The sequence below is a fragment of the Cellulomonas gilvus ATCC 13127 genome, assembly GCF_000218545.1.
In the GTDB taxonomy this organism is placed as follows: domain Bacteria; phylum Actinomycetota; class Actinomycetes; order Actinomycetales; family Cellulomonadaceae; genus Cellulomonas; species Cellulomonas gilvus.
Genome location: NC_015671.1, coordinates 566,280 through 582,434 on the forward strand (window position 1 = coordinate 566,280; position 16,155 = coordinate 582,434).

At 68.5% G+C, this 16,155-nt stretch carries 16 protein-coding genes; 4 read left to right on the forward strand and 12 right to left on the reverse strand.

The genetic code is table 11. From position 1 onward, the window contains the following. Positions 1 to 75: 75 nt before the first annotated feature. Both CELGI_RS02660 and CELGI_RS16715 read left to right on the forward strand, forming a co-directional pair. On the forward strand, positions 76 to 465 hold the full coding sequence (locus CELGI_RS02660; RefSeq protein ID WP_013882571.1) for a hypothetical protein: 390 nt from the start codon (positions 76 to 78) through the stop codon (positions 463 to 465). Between the two features lie 865 nt (positions 466 to 1,330). Beyond that, complete coding sequence (locus CELGI_RS16715; protein WP_169315128.1) at positions 1,331 to 3,601, forward strand: N-6 DNA methylase; 2,271 nt, start codon at positions 1,331 to 1,333, stop codon at positions 3,599 to 3,601. A gap of 23 nt (positions 3,602 to 3,624) precedes the next feature. Here the strand turns inward: CELGI_RS16715 and CELGI_RS02670 are convergent, their stop codons facing one another. The 10 genes from CELGI_RS02670 to CELGI_RS02720 all read right to left on the reverse strand — a co-directional run bounded on the left by CELGI_RS02670 (position 3,625) and on the right by CELGI_RS02720 (position 12,647). Further along, positions 3,625 to 4,830 (reverse strand): hypothetical protein, encoded by a 1,206-nt coding sequence (locus CELGI_RS02670; RefSeq protein ID WP_150104641.1) that lies wholly within the window; start codon positions 4,828 to 4,830, stop codon positions 3,625 to 3,627. 247 nt (positions 4,831 to 5,077) lie between these two features. Then, positions 5,078 to 6,237, reverse strand: a protein-coding gene (locus tag CELGI_RS02675; protein ID WP_169315122.1) for an IS3 family transposase whose coding sequence is annotated in 2 segments (ribosomal slippage) — positions 5,078 to 5,956 and positions 5,959 to 6,237 — 1,158 coding nt in all. Because the reading frame shifts where the segments join, the coding sequence is not laid out codon by codon here. Between the two features lie 367 nt (positions 6,238 to 6,604). Further along, a complete protein-coding gene (locus CELGI_RS02685; protein ID WP_013882574.1) occupies positions 6,605 to 6,847 on the reverse strand; it encodes a hypothetical protein in 243 nt (80 codons plus the stop codon). Further along, on the reverse strand, positions 6,844 to 7,083 hold the full coding sequence (locus CELGI_RS02690) for a ribbon-helix-helix protein, CopG family (RefSeq protein WP_013882575.1): 240 nt from the start codon (positions 7,081 to 7,083) through the stop codon (positions 6,844 to 6,846). Before CELGI_RS02690 ends, CELGI_RS02685 begins: the two co-directional genes overlap by 4 nt. A 391-nt stretch (positions 7,084 to 7,474) precedes the next feature. After that, positions 7,475 to 8,308: a hypothetical protein gene (locus CELGI_RS02695; RefSeq protein ID WP_013882576.1), complete on the reverse strand. Its 834-nt coding sequence runs from the start codon at positions 8,306 to 8,308 to the stop codon at positions 7,475 to 7,477. Beyond that, complete coding sequence (locus tag CELGI_RS02700) at positions 8,305 to 9,540, reverse strand: hypothetical protein (protein ID WP_150104642.1); 1,236 nt, start codon at positions 9,538 to 9,540, stop codon at positions 8,305 to 8,307. The genes CELGI_RS02695 and CELGI_RS02700 overlap by 4 nt, the downstream gene beginning before the upstream one ends. Before the next feature lie 17 nt (positions 9,541 to 9,557). Next, positions 9,558 to 10,166, reverse strand: coding sequence for an ATP-binding cassette domain-containing protein (locus CELGI_RS02705; RefSeq protein WP_013882578.1), 609 nt, complete (start codon positions 10,164 to 10,166; stop codon positions 9,558 to 9,560). Continuing rightward, the gene (locus CELGI_RS02710) at positions 10,163 to 11,353 is read right to left on the reverse strand and encodes a hypothetical protein (RefSeq protein WP_150104643.1); all 1,191 of its coding nucleotides are present in this window, start codon (positions 11,351 to 11,353) and stop codon (positions 10,163 to 10,165) included. Before CELGI_RS02710 ends, CELGI_RS02705 begins: the two co-directional genes overlap by 4 nt. A 3-nt stretch (positions 11,354 to 11,356) precedes the next feature. Then, positions 11,357 to 11,809: a hypothetical protein gene (locus CELGI_RS02715; RefSeq protein ID WP_150104644.1), complete on the reverse strand. Its 453-nt coding sequence runs from the start codon at positions 11,807 to 11,809 to the stop codon at positions 11,357 to 11,359. A gap of 415 nt (positions 11,810 to 12,224) precedes the next feature. Next, positions 12,225 to 12,647, reverse strand: a complete 423-nt coding sequence (locus CELGI_RS02720; protein ID WP_049785506.1) for a hypothetical protein — start codon at positions 12,645 to 12,647, stop codon at positions 12,225 to 12,227. Between the two features lie 582 nt (positions 12,648 to 13,229). Here CELGI_RS02720 and CELGI_RS02725 point away from each other — a divergent pair. Together CELGI_RS02725 and CELGI_RS02730 are read left to right on the forward strand one after the other, a co-directional pair. After that, the gene (locus CELGI_RS02725) at positions 13,230 to 13,880 is read left to right on the forward strand and encodes a suppressor of fused domain protein (RefSeq protein WP_013882582.1); all 651 of its coding nucleotides are present in this window, start codon (positions 13,230 to 13,232) and stop codon (positions 13,878 to 13,880) included. A 229-nt stretch (positions 13,881 to 14,109) separates the two neighbouring features. Beyond that, entirely contained in the window at positions 14,110 to 14,595 is a 486-nt protein-coding gene (locus tag CELGI_RS02730; RefSeq protein ID WP_013882583.1) for an NUDIX hydrolase, read from the forward strand. A gap of 71 nt (positions 14,596 to 14,666) precedes the next feature. Here CELGI_RS02730 and CELGI_RS02735 read toward each other — a convergent pair whose 3' ends face one another. After that, complete coding sequence (locus CELGI_RS02735) at positions 14,667 to 15,113, reverse strand: DUF6924 domain-containing protein (RefSeq protein ID WP_013882584.1); 447 nt, start codon at positions 15,111 to 15,113, stop codon at positions 14,667 to 14,669. Between the two features lie 63 nt (positions 15,114 to 15,176). Further along, positions 15,177 to 16,052 (reverse strand): class I SAM-dependent methyltransferase, encoded by an 876-nt coding sequence (locus CELGI_RS02740; protein WP_013882585.1) that lies wholly within the window; start codon positions 16,050 to 16,052, stop codon positions 15,177 to 15,179. Positions 16,053 to 16,155 lie beyond the last annotated feature (103 nt).

Sequence of the window (16,155 nt, forward strand, 5' to 3'; positions counted from 1 at the left end):
TCTCGAAACCCGCACGGGCCCCGTGGAAGCTCGAACGATCTGGGCCGTGGTTCGCACGAGTTCTACACTCTTCGCGTGGCGGACGACCTGGACGAGGCCCGCGAGACGCAGTTCTTGGCCACAGCGATCGATCCGCTAGCGCGCAAGATCCTCGACGCCACGGACCCGTGGGATGCGTACGACACGGCGGGGCGCATCCTTGGCTCCCTCGTGGATGACATTCACTGGTTGCCCCACGGTGGCAACCTGTACACCGTGTGGGCGGAACTCATCGACTTGTTCGAGACAGGCGAGACGCCTATCCCGGCCGCTCTCGCGGTCCTACGCCAGGCAGCGACCGACTGGCTCGGAAGACCCGTTGCACTCACCACCGAGTTCATCGAGACGTGGTCGGAACGCACTCAGATGGCCGCCAACGACCTATTCGACCGCGACGGCACGTTCTGGAGCCGGCCAGAGGAGTAGAACGCGCGGTCGGGCGGATCGTCTGGGGTCGAATCTGGCCCACGCTGTACACACAGATGCGCCAGCGGTGCCGGAAACACCGGCGGGTCAAGGGCGTGTGGGGCCTCGACCAGGGCGCCCAGCGGCATGTGGCGCCCGTCGACGAGCTGAGTGGGAGACTCCGACAACCCGCCGCGGGACCGCCCAATGGCGTGATCAAGCGGTCCGAGAAGCAGACTCGTGTGATTCGCCGCGGCACCTGTGTCGCACGGCAGGCCGGTCGTGTAGCTCACGGACTCGGTTGCTCCGGCCAGACTCGCCCTCGCCCTCGCCCTCGCCCTAGCCCTCGCCTCGGCCGGTGGTCGATCACATGGCGGACTCTTCTTGCACGGACACGTGCGCCAGGGCCGAACGGGCTGTGGAAAGGCGGACGGGCTCCGTCCACAGCCCTTGGATGCGGCATGCGCGTCCACAGCGGGGACCGGCGTGCACAGGTGATGTCGTACCCCCGTGCTCAACTCGCGGGGTGCACCTAGATCGAACGACGTTGGATGCGTCCGAGCAACCCGAAGCGTTGCCGTGCCAGCCAGAACTGCCGCTCCAGTACGGTCTTGACCCGTCGGAGGCCACAGCCCAGCAAACTAGCGGCGGGACGAAGGCGGTAGCCACTGCTGACCGCGATCGGAAGTCGGACGGAGACCACAGGCGAGAGTCGGACAGTCGGTACCGAGTCTTCCCGTGTGTCCCCGCTGAAGCGGCCGCCGCAGCGCAGGGCGCCCTTGACATCCCCGGCCTCGGGATACCCTTGCGGCGGCAGATTCCACAAACGCCCGCTACAAGAGGGAGCGATCGTCCATTGCGGGAGCATCAGAAGCAGATCCTTACCGTGCTCTACAACGCGACCCTGGAGCACGAAGGCCCGATTTCCCACGACTTTCAGGACTGGGCGGCCGACGTCGCGCATGTTCGAGGAGAGCTCGATCGAAAGAAGAAGGTGCCGCCTGGAGCGATTGAGACGCTCCTAGATTCTCAAGTGCGCGAACCCGAGCTTGCGAGATTCATCTATGCAGCGGAACGCTATATGCTTCTACGGGCTACCTCGGCGATCGCTGAATGTGCCCCGCTCGCTCTGGCAGATCCTGCATTCCGGAGCGGACCACTCGGCAAAGCCCTGGCGATTGTTGAGGCGATAGACGGTATTCTCGCAGAGCGCGCTCCAAACGCTCTCGCGACGGAACAACTGCAAGTGCGAGAGTTGGTGCATGGATCTCACGGCCCGCTCGCAGACGCCTTTCAAACGGAGTATGCACAACTCATTCCTCGCGAGGTCAGGCATGCCATCGGCTCGTTCTACACGCCGCAGTGGCTCGCGCGCCACGTGATCCGATCCTCCGGATACATCTGGGAGGATCGTGCGTCGCTGGTCCGGGTGGTATGTGATCCATCCTGTGGATCCGGTGTCTTTTTAGTAGCCGCCGCCGAAGAGATCCGACAGGCTGTCGAATACGGGTCAATGGATCACCGTGATGCGATAGAACTCATCGCAACGAGTTTGCGTGGTATCGACATCGAACTGGTTCCATGCATCCTCGCAACCGCCTCGCTGACTTTGGCATGCTACCGCATCGCTGAAAGTAGCAGCGAGCGGCTAGACGTCCCGATTCCGGCTACAATTCTGCACGAGGACTCTCTCGCCACCCAAGGGGTTGCGCAAAATGTGGACCTCTTGGTCGGGAACCCGCCTTGGGTGAACTGGGAGTACATGCCGGCCGAATATCGTGACAAGCACCGCGATTTGTGGCCCGCACTTGGAATCTTCACCGCCGCGGGCAAGGCAATGGCGTTCAGCAAGGAAGATATCTCCGCCTTGTTCGTCGCGCACGCCATCCACTATCGGCTGAAGGCTGACGGCGCGTTTGCGTTTGTGCTCCCGGAGTCGCTGCTGAAGTCGGCGATGAATCATCGCGACTTTCGGAGGTTCCGGCTCGGCCCAAGTGCGACCCCATACCGTGTCTCCAGGGCCGAGGACTTCGTCAGAACCCGTCCGTTCGAGGGCGTGGCGAATCGCACGGTGGTTCTCTATGGCAGCAAGGAGGGCTCGACCCAGTACCCACTTCCGTTCCGCGAGTGGGGAGGGCTCGACCGGCGCGCCCAGCCCATCACGGGTTCCGACGGCGTGGCAGCGTCTCTCGTTGAGAGCATGGCTCAACTAGCAGACGCCAACGATCCCTCCAGCAGTTGGTCCACTGGCCACCTCGACGGGCTCACAGCACATCGACTCCTTGACGGCAAGAACCCGTACCGCGGCCGCACGGGTCTATTCACGGGTGGCGCTAATGCCGTCTATCACCTCAGACTGCTCGGGGTAGACCGTAATGGCCTGCTTACGGTTGCGAACGTTGTGGAGCGCGCTAAGCGGGCAGCTCCCGCCGTTGTCGCGACTGTCGAGAACCACCATGTCTATAGATTCTTGCGTGGCCGGGACGTCCGGCAATGGTCCTGCGAGAGCGAACTGCTCGTGCTCCTGCCTCATACGTCATCCACCAGGATGGCGCCTGTGACGCCCGACGCACTTGCAGAGGATGCACCTCGAACACTTGAGTATTTTAGCCAATTTGAAGACGTTCTGGCCGCACGCAGGGGCTTCTCGAAATGGGAACAGGCGTTCTTGTCGGTTGGTTTCTACGCATGTCAGCGAGTCGGCGACTATACGTTTGCTGACTGGAAGGTAGTTTGGCGGTATATCGCGCCACGTTTCACGACGGCCGTCGTCGGTCCCGGCGCATTGCCGGGGAGTGATCAGCCGAAGCCAGTGATCCCAAATGAGAAGCTCATGCTGATTGCTTGTTCGAGCGAAGATGAAGCCTACTATGTCGGTGGTGTAATGGCTGGTTCTGTTGTCATAGAACATGTGCACAGCAGGATGGTTTCGACGCAGGTATCGCCGAGCATAGTGGCAAGCATTCAAATGCCATTGTGGGATGCCAACAACTCGCTACATCGGGACATCGCGAGAGTGTGTCGGGCCGGTCACCAAGCCGTCGCGCGAGACGAGGCCGTCGAAGATCTCGTCGACGAGCTCGACGGCCTAGTCGGCCGGATTTGGGCGCTTCCTGATCAAGCCGTGAGGGCTGCCCGAGGAAGAGTGGGTTACTGAGCGCCTGCGGTTCGTGACGGGCGTCAAGAGCGAAGGAAGACGGTCGCGCGACCCGCCGATATCGAGCGAGTTCCGGTCGGCGCGGACTCGCCGGCGGCCAGGTGTGCGGCGGTTCCTCCGTAGCGCTGATGCATCTGGGCTGCGACCCCGTCCGAATAGAAGTCCGAGTCGTATTGCACAGCCGCGACCTCGCATAGGCCGAGGCGACTTGCTGCGAGCAATGCCTTATAGACGGAGTGGTGTTGGATGAACTCGTGAAAGTAGCCCAGCATCGGGAGGACGGTGCCGTTGGGATTCTCCGCGTAGCCAATGCCATCGACGATGCCCCACATTTCTAGCGTCGACCCGGTAGAAGTGCGGTAATCGTCTAGCTTTTGACGAATGTCCCTGTTGGTTGCGGCCTTGTCGACGCCAAATTGACCCGGGTCCGACGACTGCACCAAGCCCATCACCATCGCGGCGAGGTTGCCCTGGCCATCCAGGACGCCGATGTCGGCGCTCAGAGTGCGTCCGGGGACCCTTGGAGCGAGTTCGAAAGTCTGGAGATCAACGTTCGGATCCGCGGCACCCATCGGATCCAGCGCCTTTGTCTCCGGTTCGATGCGCAGCCCAGCCGCCTGCAGCGCGGCCGCAACTTCGCCCTCAGCGCCGTGGCCCCGCCGCTTGGTTTCGTTCTGTTGCACATCGTGTGGCGCCAACCAGAGGTCGTTTATCGCACGGCGACGGGTTGCGTCCAGACTGAAGTAGAGGTCGAGGACCACCAAGAGCCGACGCGCGACAAGGTAGTCGGCTACGACCGCCGCGGCGCGTCGTCGCCGCAGTTCCGGGCCGCGGGTGATAAATCCTAGGAGAGCGCTCGTCGAATGCTTCTTCATCGTGTGGGGTAGGCAGCCGCACAGGGTGGCGGGCTCGGTGGCCCCCATGTACGTGTTTCGGCTGAAGAGGTAACTCAAGTCGAGATAGAAGCGCTTGTCTGACAAAGATAGAACAAGCCGAAGCTGATGCGCGATCGCAGGCGTTTGGTATAACCACTGCGCTACGTCTTCCCGAGTCAGCGTGCCGGGAGTGTAGGAAGTTCCAGCGGGCGATTTAGCGTCGAGGGCGTCTAGCACCCCTGCTACCCGTGCGGTGCCCGCGAGCGGCATTTGCTCCTGTGAGGCAACGTGGTACCAGTACTCGTCCTGCGGCGTGGCGCAACTTCCTAGGTTGCGTAGAGTGTCGGTCGTCACGTCGCCGCATACTGCCACGCCGGGCGTCGGTACGGGGGTCGATCGTTGACGTGTTGCCGCCGTAGGCTGGGTGTGGGCCGCCATGGACTCGCCTTTTGTGGCGTCGTGGTCAGCGGGGTGGTCAGCGCGCCCCCGGAACTGGGTCACCAGACACACTTCGCGCGCGTATTGCTGCAGGTCAGCGCGTTGACCACCGACCAGGGTCGAACTCCTAAGGGTCTGCTGCACGAGTAGGTGACAGCGAAACTCAGGCGGCGAGTGCGACCTGAGTGGTCATGATCGTCTCGTACTCGATGGGGGTCAGGCGGCCGAGGCGGACCTGGCGTCTGCGGCGGTGGTAGGTCCGTTCGATCCAGGTGATGATCGCCAGGCGCAGCTCGTCACGGGTGGCCCAGCGGCGGCGGTCCAGGACGTTCTTCTGCAGCAGCGAGAAGAAGCTCTCCATAGCGGCGTTGTCCCCGGCGGAGGCGACCTGCCCCATCGACCCAGCGAGGTCGTGGCGGGCCAGGACACGGGCCACCTTCCTGCTTCGGAACTGGCTGCCACGATCGCTGTGGACCACGCAGCCGGCGACATCCCCGCGCCGCTGCACCGCGCTGACCAGAGCGTCTACTGCGATCTGGGACGTCATGCGGTCGCTGATCGAGTATCCGACGATCCGGTTGGAGAACACGTCCTTGATCGCGCAGAGGTAGACCTTGCCCTCGGCGGTCGGGTGCTCGGTGATGTCCCAGAGCCACAACCTGTTCGGCGCATCGGCGGTGAACACCCGCAGCACGAGGTCCTCATGGGCCGGCGGAGCGGCCTTCTTCCCGTTCTTCGAGCGCTTCTTGCCGAACACCGACCACCACTGGTTGTCCCGACAGATCCGCCAGACCGTGCGGTCGCAGGCGATCAGTCCGGCGCGGGCGGCCTCGTCGGCCAGGAGCCGGTGCCCGAACTCCGGGTCGTCACGGTGGGCGTCGAACAACGCGTTAGCGAGGTGCGCCCGGGCGACCTCCCGCGCGCCGACGGGCTCAGCGAGCCACCGGTAGTAGGGCTGCCTTGCGAGCTTAAGAACCCGGCACGTCACCGCGACGGGCACCCCGTCGGCGGCGAGCTCACTCACGAGCGGGTAGAGCCTTTTCCCGGCAGATGCGCCTGGGACAGATACGCGGCCGCGCGGCGCAGGACCTCGTTCTCCTGCTCCAGCAGACGGATACGCCGGTTCGCCTCTCGCAGCTCGGCCGACTCGGTCCGAGTCACCCCGGGGCGGTTGCCGTCCGCGACGTCGGCATCACGCAGCCAGTTCCGCAGACACGACTCGGCGATGCCGAAGTCCGCCGCGATCTGCTTGATCGGAGCGTCCCCGCGGCGAGCCACGGCCACGACGTCCTCGCGGAACTCCTTGGGATAGGGCCTGGGCACGGTGCACATCCTTCCAGCGGCGCCTCCCGGCACCACACGTGGGTGTCACCTACTCGTGCAGCAGACCCTAAAGCGGGTGTCGGCAGTTCGAATCTGCCCAGGCGCACAAAGGTGTTGTTGCCGGTCAGGGGCTGGATTGACGCCTCGACCGCGGCAGAAGTCCTGTCCGAGTTGTCCGGCGTTGGTCAGCATGTTGTCTCAGGACATGGACGGCCTGCCGAGGACGTGGACGCACATCAGCGGACGGCCGCCGCGCAGGGGGTTGCGCGCGGGCGCCTCGAAGCCGGCTCCGTGTCCCTCCGACCCTCCTCGATGCGGCTACCTGCGGTCCCGGTTCCGACCCAGCGCTGGGGCTAGGCGGCGCTCCCTACGGCAGCAGGTCGAGGTACTTCCTGCGGGCCGGCATCGCATGGATGACGAGCTCGTCACCGCCGTCGAGCACGAGCACTACCGTCTCGAGCCGCCGCGCCTGGGTGTCGAAGCCCAGGCGCAGCTCGCGGAGGGGCGGGCCGTCGTCGTCTAGGGGTTCGATCCACAGTGGCCACCCGGCGGCCTGGATCGCGTCCTCCTGTCCGACGCCGTGCTTGAGCGCGCTGCGGTGGACCTTCACGCAGCGAAGTGGGCGAGCGCGGCCCGGATCGCCTCGGAGCGGGTCATGTCCTGCTTGGCTGCCGCGGCGTCGAGGGCGTCGAGCTCCTCGGCCGTGAGCCGGACGGCCACGACCTGCATCGGCTCCGCCCCGCGGCCCGGGCGTCCCCGCCCTCGACGCTTCAGGGCGTCGACGTCGTAGCCGGCCTCGGCCTCATCGGCCCACTGCTGGATCTGATCGTCGGTCGCCACGCACATATCGTATGACGAAAAGGCGTGGCGCGGCCAGAGTCGAGAGCGGCCTTGAGGTGCCGCGGCAGTGGTTGGCTGTCGTTCGTGACCGACTGGGCAGCCTTGCGCGACGTGTACGGCAGCGCGGTCGACATCCCGGCACCGAACCGCCTGTAGGTCTTCGTGTCGGCTGGCCTGGGGCTGGCCGGCAGAGGTTGGCGTCGGTCACCCGGTGCGTGTTGTGACTCCTGAACCGCCTGGGTAGTCGACTTGTCTCGAACTGCCGGAGCAGGTGTCGGCAGTTCGAATCTGCCCAGGCGCACCGTGTCTCTGTGCAGGTCAGCGCCCCCGCGGTGCCGCACCGCGGCGGTTCGGAGGCTCAACCTGGTCCAGCACAGCAGCGGGGCCTCTGCGGCTCTCATGGCCCGGATGGAGTTGCAGCAGCTGGTGCAGGGTCGGCGAGCGTGGGCGATGATGTGCGCCGCCGTCGCCAGCGAGCCGAGCCGTCCAGGAGGGGTGTGCGGGCGGACCGTACCGCCGCGGCGACTGCCAGCACGGCCCAGACGATCGCGGATGCGCATGCTGCTGTCATCGACACGGGACTCGTGTACGGACCCGCGGTGCCCGTCGCTGCGGTCAGGGGCAGGGCGAGCGGGGTGATCAGGATCAGCGGCGTGAGTGCCGGGCTGAAGTACGCGAAGCCCATGGCGGCGATGCTGGCCAGCAGGGCGACGGCGCATGCCAGCAGAGCACGCACGGCTCGTCGGAAGGCCGTGCCCAGCACGTAGCCGGTGGCCATCCAGGCGATGGCTCCGAGCACGAGCACCCCGATGCCTGTGGCGGAGACCGCGTAGGCCTGGTCGGCGATGCTCCAGCGGGCGTCGATGACGGACCATCCCACCGTCGCGCACAGACCCCCGGCCGCGCCCCATCCGGCTGCGATACCGAGTGTGCGTGCAGCGTGGAGGCCGTCGTCGCGGAGGCCTTCGCGCAGCGAACGGCCGAACGCGTAGGCGACCGCCCGCCGTGCTCGGGCCGGGGCCGTGGACGTGGCGGCCAGCCCCCACCACACGCCCCACGTGCACGCACCGACGAGAGCCCCTTGCACGCCCAGGTAGATCCCGACGAGGACACCGGGTGGATGGGGCTCGCCGCCGAACGCCGCGGCGTACGCGACGCCGACGGCGCCCCAGAGGGCGGCGACGAACGGAAGGGTCGCCTGGCGCTCACCACCCGCGTGTGCGCTCCTCATGGCGCATCCGTGACGTGGAGGGCCGGGTAGTCGGTGGCCGTCAGCTTCCAGCCCTGTCCGCGCACGGGCGTGAGGTCGACGGCGACCTGCGCGGCGTCGATGAACAGCTGGCCGGAGCGCAACGAGGGCGAGAAGGTCAGCAGGACGCTGACGTGGTCCGCATCGGGCATGTCCGTCTCGGACGAGACGACGAATGAGCTCGCCTGCCGGACGGCCTCCTGGACCTCGTCGGGCACATCTGCCTCGTGCGCGGGCGAGACGAGCGCGGACGCGGCGCTCGTGTCCTTCGACCGGACGGCTTCGAGCCATGCCGTGGTCACCTGGCGTGAGTTGTTCCCGGCCGCCGTGGCCTCGCGCCAGTCGGGGCTCCATCGCCAGGGCACCGAGGACACGCCGAAGGCGGCGGTCAGTCCGCCGATCAGCGTCGCGACGATCAACCCAGCCGCCGGGACGAGCACCCGGCGGCGTGTCGGCGCCGCGCTGCCGCGGTGCAGCGGGAGCGCGGCCGACCAGGCCCACGCGCCGGCGAGCCACAGGGCGAGCACGGCGAACAGGAGCGCCGGCGGTTGCACGGTGTAGGTGCTCGTGTGCGCACCGAGGTACGTGCCGGAGTTGCCGCTCGTCAGCCCACGCACGGCTCCGAACGGGAGCAGCCCGAGCGCTGACTGAGCCGTCTCGGAACGCGAGTAGATGCCCGCCATGAACGGGAAGCCCGGCAGCTGAAGCAGCAGGAGGACGGCGATCGCGGTGGGCGTCTTGCGAGCGATGAGCCCCGCCGCGACACCGAGCACGCCGACGAGAGCCATCGCGGCCAGCGTGCGCAGCACGTTCGCCGCCAGGCCACGGTCCAGGTCGCTCGACCAGTGCGGTGAGTGTGACCGGACGACGCCGCTCACCAGGACCCCGACCAGCACCAGGGCCCCGCCCGCGACACCGCTGACCAGGCCGGCGAACCACGCCGCACGGTGCTGGGCGGTCCACGATGCACCGAACGGCACGGTGACCTCGGCGAGCCGCGCGACCGACCCTCCGAGGACTGCAGCAAGCAGGGAGACCGCAAGGACGCCGTACACATCGATCGCGTCCTTGGCCAGGACGAGCCAACGGAGCGGCCCGCTCGCGGTGTCGATGGCGTCCGCCAAGGTGCCGACGGCGCCCACGAGGATGCAGGCGCCCAGCATGGTCAGCGACGACGGCGTCACCGAAGCTGCGCGCACCAGACGGGTGGCCACGGGGGCCGGGTGACGGCTCACGAGGCCGCCAGCTGGTGGACGCGCGCGCCGAGGCGGGCGACGAACTGCGCATCGTGCGTCGACACGACGACCGCGGCACCGCGTTGGACCAGCTCGCTCACCGTGTCCGCGAGTGCGCCGACGCCGCTGTCGTCCACGGCGATCGTGGGCTCGTCGAGGACGAGCAGCTGCGGCTGTGCGACGAGGACCCTGGCCAGTCCGAGCCGCTGCTTCATCCCGCGCGAGTAGGCGCGGACGGGCACCCGGCTGGTGCTCGAGAGCCCGACCCGCTCGAGCGCAGCCGGGACCTGGTCGGGATCGGTCGCGAACGGCCGCAGGTTCGCCGGGCCCGACGACGACTCCCAGAACACTGGACGGTCGGGGAGGTACGCGGTCCGTTGCGGAGGGTTGGCCGGGGCGGGCACCTGGCCGAAGATCTCCGCCCTGCCACCCGACGTGGAGATGAGCCCCAGCATGGCGAGCAGCAGCGTCGTCTTGCCGCACCCGTTCGGCCCGACGAGGGCGACGGCCTCGCCTCGGCGCGCGACGAGGCTCAGCGGTCCGATCTCTCGCATCCCGCGCAAGACGCGAAGGTCGTGCGTCTGGAGGGCGACCTCGTCGTTCATCGGTGGTCCTTCCACATCAGAGGGGTGCCTGTGGCTCCGATCCACCACGGCTGCCCGTCGCCCAGGCACCCGCCGAGCTGAACCGGGCCCTCGACCGAGGAGACGGCCGTGCCGTTCACGGTGGCTTTGCGATCCCGCCACGACACCCAGTCGCCATTGGGGCAGAGGGCTCCTTGGTCGACGTCGGCGATCGCTTGCTCCGGGGCGCGGGTGCCTCCCTGGACACGGATCAGGGAGCCTGCGACCCCGTCGGGGTCGGCGGGGTCTGCCGCAAGGACGCTCAAGGTGTCACCGTCGATCGCGCAAGCCCGAACCGCCACGTCGGTCGAGATTCCCGTCTCCCACTGCTCGTCTGCCTCGTCTGACCGCTGCATGAGTGCCACGTACCCGCCTGCGGTGGGGATGACGGCGGCGGACGAGCGGGCATCGGGCGACAGACAGGCCAGCGCGGCGGAGCCAGCTCCACTGGCGACGGCCCCGTCGGCGCTCCGGAGGCTCCCCTTTGCTCCCGTCATCGTCAGGGCTTCCCACTGTCCCGGCTGCAGGGCGCCACCGGTCGTCGCAGCGATGAGGGACGTCGCATCGGTGGACGACGCGAACGCGCCCGAGGCGACCTGATAGGGCGTGAGGTCGAGCTCCCGGGCAGCGGCTCGCGACATGCCGGCCCGAGCGATGTCGTCGATGTTCCTCAAGCGGACCGAGCCGTCGTCCGTGGTCGTGGCGAGCCACGTCAGACCCTGGGCCGTGCTGATCGCCGCTTGCCCGGGCGACCCGTGAACCGTCTGGAGCCAGCGTTCGCCCGTGGGTGGATCGAGCGGTGTGTCGCCGCCGATCCCGTGCAGCGTCAACTCCCCGTTGCGTTCAACCACGATCTGCGTGCAGTCATCAGCGCACCCCAGCACCGCTGCCCTCGCCGGGACGAGCCAGGTCCAGTCGCTGTCCCGGCCCCACGCGGCGCTCGCCGCCGTCAGCCTCGTCCCGTTCAGGGTCAGGGTGAGGGCGTGGCCTGGTGCCGCGAACGCGGCAGCGACCACTCCTGAGGCCTCCTCAGGGCTCTCGCCGGGCTGGTGGACGCTGGTGATCCCGCTCAGGCCGGTACGGGTCACCGCGAGCAGCCCCGCGATCGCCAACGGCACCAGCAGGGCCGAGAGGCGGACGCGGGGCTGCACGGTCGTGCGAGGTGCCACAGGTCACCAGGTGGCGGTCGAGATGTGCAGCTTGGGGTCCGACTGGCTGGGGACGTCCGGAACCGCTTCCCACGAGATCTTCGTCTGGCCGATGTACGACGTCGACTTGCCGGGGCTGCGAGAGATCCACTGACCGACGGCGCCGTTGTCCGGGCTGCGCCAGTTGTCGGCGCCCGTGCGCCACCCGGTGGTGAACTTGTAGTAGTTCTCGTTGTTGGCCACGCCGTACTTCATGCCCGGAGTCACGGAGTAGTAGATCTTGTACGACGACACGGTGCGGTATGCGGTCGAGTTCGTGTAGTACACGCGCGCCTTCGCGCACCGATGGCCGAGCAATGTGACGCCGGCGGAGTCGCAGCCGACGTCCGAGACGTAGTACTCGGCGAAGCAGTCCTGCCCTGAGTCGACGTAAGACGCCGGAGCACCCGAGGCGCTCGCCGTCACGAGCAATCCCATGACAGCCGCAGCGGCGCCAATCCTCACCATTCGATTCATCGTGATCTCCGTGGTCGGTGCCAGTTGGCTTACACACCGGCGAACGGTCACACGACTAGCGCTACGCCCCCCCAGCACGCAGAACGCTACCGGAGGCGACGTGCGTCCGAGGGCGGTTTCGCGCACCTCACTCGAGTGCATCTCGAACCAATTTTCCACGGCTCAGTCGGCGATAAACTTCGTCGGGCTTCATCGGTACTTCAATCGATCAAGGGCATGACTCGTCGCCTGGTTATGGGAAGTTTGCGCACCGGACGCAGGGACGCGAGGGGCGAGGGTGATGGCGTGGTGGCGCGCCGGCCGTGGCGCTAGAGGGCAGGAGCCGTGCCGCCGGAGGGTGCGGGACCGGACCAGCCCGAGCCGGAGGACGACGAGCCTACGGCGGACGGCTGACCTGGCGTGTGCGGGAGTCGTGGGCCGACGCCGAGTTCCCTGCATCGAGATCACCAGACTCCAGCGCCCACTCCTCTCCTTCCCACGTGAGCGCCTCGCATGACGCGAGGAGCAGGCCGGCCACGATGTTCCGGGAGATCCACCCCACAGGGTCTGCGATGCCAGCGGCGCTGAGGAGTCCCGAGACCGCCTCCGCCGTCATCGCCTCCAAGTCGTCAGGGGCTGGCAGCACGCCTTGAGCGCGAGCCGCGGAGAACACCGGGAAAGCGCCGCCGTCCTCTCGGAAGACCGTCCACACGACGTCTCCCGACGGCATGTCGGCGAACTCCCATCCCAGCCCGTCGCGCAGGCGGACGTCGCTCGCGACCGTGGCGTGAAACCTGGAACGCCAGTCGGCCATGCCCACGCCCCGCCTCTCGTCACCGTCGCTGGCACGGCTCGGCAGGGCCGCGAGCGGGCTTCCATCGCACCCGCAGTGCGAGGTAAGCCCCGGACCCGGCCCGGCTCGAACGGGCTGCCACCCTCTCCAGCTGCGGGCAGGGCGCGCCCTTACCGGGTAGTCGCGCCTTGGGCGGGCTCGCGCCAACTGTACGAAGCGACACCCCGTCGGGCGACGGGTTTCAGGACTCGATGCCCGGCGCCGCCAGGATCAGCCGACTCTGAGGATTGCCCGGGGGACGGGCGGAACGCGACCGTCACCATCGTCGCGGAATGCGTTCCGACGAGTGCGAGCAGTTCTGCAGTTGAGCCGCCGGAGTGACTGCGGACCCGCTTGACGGCCCATCCCTCGTCAACGATGGTCGTCGTCTCTCGATGTCGCACTGCGGCGCCAGACCACGGTGGCCGTCGCGCTGATCAGTGGCCCGTGGGTCCACCTCACGCCTCGCTCGCGTGTGGGAGGCTGCCGCCGCAGACGTAACTGGGACGCGAGGGGGCGAGGGCGATGGCATGGTGGCGCGCTGGGCGTGGCGGTGGAGGGCAGGAGCCCGTGCCGCCGGAGGGGCCGGCACCGGACCAGCCCGAGCCGGAGGACGACGAGCCGACGGCGGACGGCTGGGACGCCATCGACGCGGCGTTCCGCGCGGTGTACGGCGAGCAGTCGCCGCGACACGTCGGCTACTCCCCGGGCCGGGCGTTCGGCTCGGTGCTCCAGGGGTGCAGCGCCTATCGCGCCGACGACCACTGGCACTACGTGACGTACGGCCTGAGCAACCTCTTCGACGACGACGAGGGCGCGAACGACGGTTTCAGCGGGTGGGGCTACGAGCTGACCTGGCGCGTGCGGGAGTCGCGCGCCGACGCCGAGCCGCCGTCGTGGCCGTTCGCGGTGATCCAGCAGGTGGCGAAGGCGGCGTCCGACGGCGGGATCCTCCTCGCGGAGGGAAGCCGACTCGCGGTCGGCGGGCCGGTGACCGGTCACCCCCACACCGGCGGTCCCGACACCCCGCTGACCGGCCTGCTGCTGACGACGGACCCCGAGCTGGGCGAGATCGAGACCGTCAACGGTCGAGTGCGCTTCCTTCAGCTCGTCCCGGTCGACGCGGCGACGATGGCGCTCGCCCAGGAGACGAGCCCGGCCGCGGTGATCGAGCGGATGCGGCAGGAGGACGCGCTGACGGTGACGGTCGTCGGTGACTGATCCGGCGCCGGTGCATCAGCGAGCCGCGGCTCCCGGCGTGGACGAGCCCGGGCCTGCCTGCGGGTCTCGGAGCTCAGCGTGGTGCTGTCGGGAGTGCCCGTGCCGCACGGCGTCGACCTCGTCGGGTGGCGACCCAGACGGATGTTGGCGTACAGATCTGCGGCGTGCGTAGCCGCGCGACGGTCGTTGGCAGCCAGCGGCCCGCACCACGGTGCTTGGATGGCTCTTCGTGACTGCACCCCGGTTGCGCCAGGCTGTGCGCGCCCTGCTTCTGGACGAGGACGACCGGGTCCTGCTCGTCCACTTCCGCTGGGAAGGCATCGAACCTGCTGACGGGTTCTGGGCCTGCCCCGGCGGGGGAGTGCACCACGGCGAGTCGCCGGAGGTGGCCCTGCGTCGAGAGCTGGCGGAAGAGCTGGGGCTCGAGGACGTCGACATCATGGGACCCGTCTGGCGGCTCACCAGGCTGTTCCCGATGCCACCGCAGTGGGACGGGCAGACGGAGGTCACCTACCTCGCGCGGACTCCGCACTTCGAGCCGCGTCCCAGGGTCGACCTCCTCGCGGAGAACGTCCACGGCATCGGGTGGTTCTCGTCGTCCGACATCGCTGAGGGGGTCGCGGCGTTCAGCCCGAGGGACCTGAGCGAACAGCTGACACGGGTCGTGGTTCACGGCGTGCCTCCAGCGCCGCGCGAGATCCCCGCACTGGGCTGAACGCCGGCGGTGCAGCGGGTCCACACCGGATGACCCCGCCTAGCGGGGCGGGCGCCGAGCGGTGCGCGACGTCAGGGGGTCGGGTCGGGTGACCGGAAGCCGCGAAAGACGCCGTCGGGGTCGGCCGAGTCGGCGAACGTGAAGAAGTCCATGTTCGCCAGGTCGAGGTTGGCGAGGATCGACTCGAGCTGGACGGGGACCACCCGGAAGGTCCGGCCGACCTGCTCGTTGTACTCGTTGAGGTCGATCAGCACGACCGTGTGGTCCCGCATCGTCTGCGCATCCGCGACGGCGAGCAGGGTCACGTAGCCGTCTCGCGGGAGCTGCACCAGGTCGGCCGGGCTGAGACCGTCGAGCTCGGGCGACTCGACGGGGTGCAGGGCTGCGCCGAAGCCCGTGTACCCGAGGTTCTCGTACACCGCGGTCGCAGCCGCGACGGCGGTCCGCCACGCGGCGTCGTCGGAGTAGTCGGTGCGCAGCAGGAGGGTGGCCGCCTCGGGCGGTTGCGACAGGCGCATGCGGTCAGCCTAGAGACCCGATGTCGCGCCGGGGCGGCTTCTCGCGGGCGAGCGCGCGGGTCGTCAGGGGCGACGGGCCGTCAGGGTGAAGGTGGCGGGCAGGCGCTCGGGGCGGTCGGTCAGGCGGTACTCGCCGGTCGCGGGGTCGAGCGCCATGAGCCCGGGCAGGGCGTCCCACGGGGCGCTGTCGTGCTCGGTGAGCGAGGTCAGCTCGAGGCCGGCGTCCAGGACGGCGGTGACGATCTCGCCCAGGCCGTGGTTCCACTCCATGGAGCGCGGCTGCGCGACGGTGCCGGTGCCGCCGTAGGTCTGCTCGTCGTCCCAGACCAGGGGTGCGGGCTGCTCGAAGTACGGCAGCTCGAGCGCAGGCGTGGGCGCGCCGGGGCCGGTGATCCAGGGCTGCTGCGCGCGGTCGGGGTGCTCGGTGCCGACGGTCTGGGCGAGCGTCGCCAGCAGCAGGGGGTGGCCGTCGCGGACGAACAGTCGGCCGCCGGGGCGCAGGAGAGCGGCGACGGTCTGCGCCCAGCGCTGGATGCTCGGGAGCCAGCACAGGGCGCCGATGCCGGTGTAGACCAGGTCGAACTGCCGCCCGTCGAGCGCCTGCGGTGCGGCGTACACGTCGGACTGGACGTAGTCGATCGCGGCCCCGGCGCGCTGGGCGAGGGAGCGTGCCTCGTCGAGCGAGCCGCCGGACAGGTCCACGCCCGTGACGCGCGCGCCCAGCCGCGCCAGGCTCAGGGTGTCGGTGCCGATGTGGCACTGCAGGTGGACCACGTCGAGGCCGTCCACGCTGCCGAGGCGGGGCCGGTCGAACGTGACGACGTCGGACAGGCGCTCCGGGTCGGCGAGCAGGGCCTCGATGCCGTAGCCCCGGGCGTGCACGGCGGCGCGGCTGTCCCAGTTGGTGCGGTTGACGTCCAGGTACTCGTCGGTGGTCACGGCCCGGGACGGTAGCAGCGCGGCGCGTCGGACCGCCCGCGGATCAGCGGGGGCGTCGGGCTGGCGTACCGTGTGCACTCGTCGGGGTGCGCGTCTGTGCGGC

Excerpts from the sequence above, each read along its gene's own strand:
- CELGI_RS02690 (WP_013882575.1), bottom strand. The coding sequence starts at position 7,083 with ATGTGCGTGGCGACCGACGATCAGATCCAGCAGTGGGCCGATGAGGCC.
- CELGI_RS02695 (WP_013882576.1), bottom strand. The coding sequence starts at position 8,308 with ATGAGGAGCGCACACGCGGGTGGTGAGCGCCAGGCGACCCTTCCGTTC.
- CELGI_RS02705 (WP_013882578.1), bottom strand. The coding sequence starts at position 10,166 with ATGAACGACGAGGTCGCCCTCCAGACGCACGACCTTCGCGTCTTGCGC.
- CELGI_RS02715 (WP_150104644.1), bottom strand. The coding sequence starts at position 11,809 with ATGGGATTGCTCGTGACGGCGAGCGCCTCGGGTGCTCCGGCGTCTTAC.
- CELGI_RS02735 (WP_013882584.1), bottom strand. The coding sequence starts at position 15,113 with ATGCGCCTGTCGCAACCGCCCGAGGCGGCCACCCTCCTGCTGCGCACC.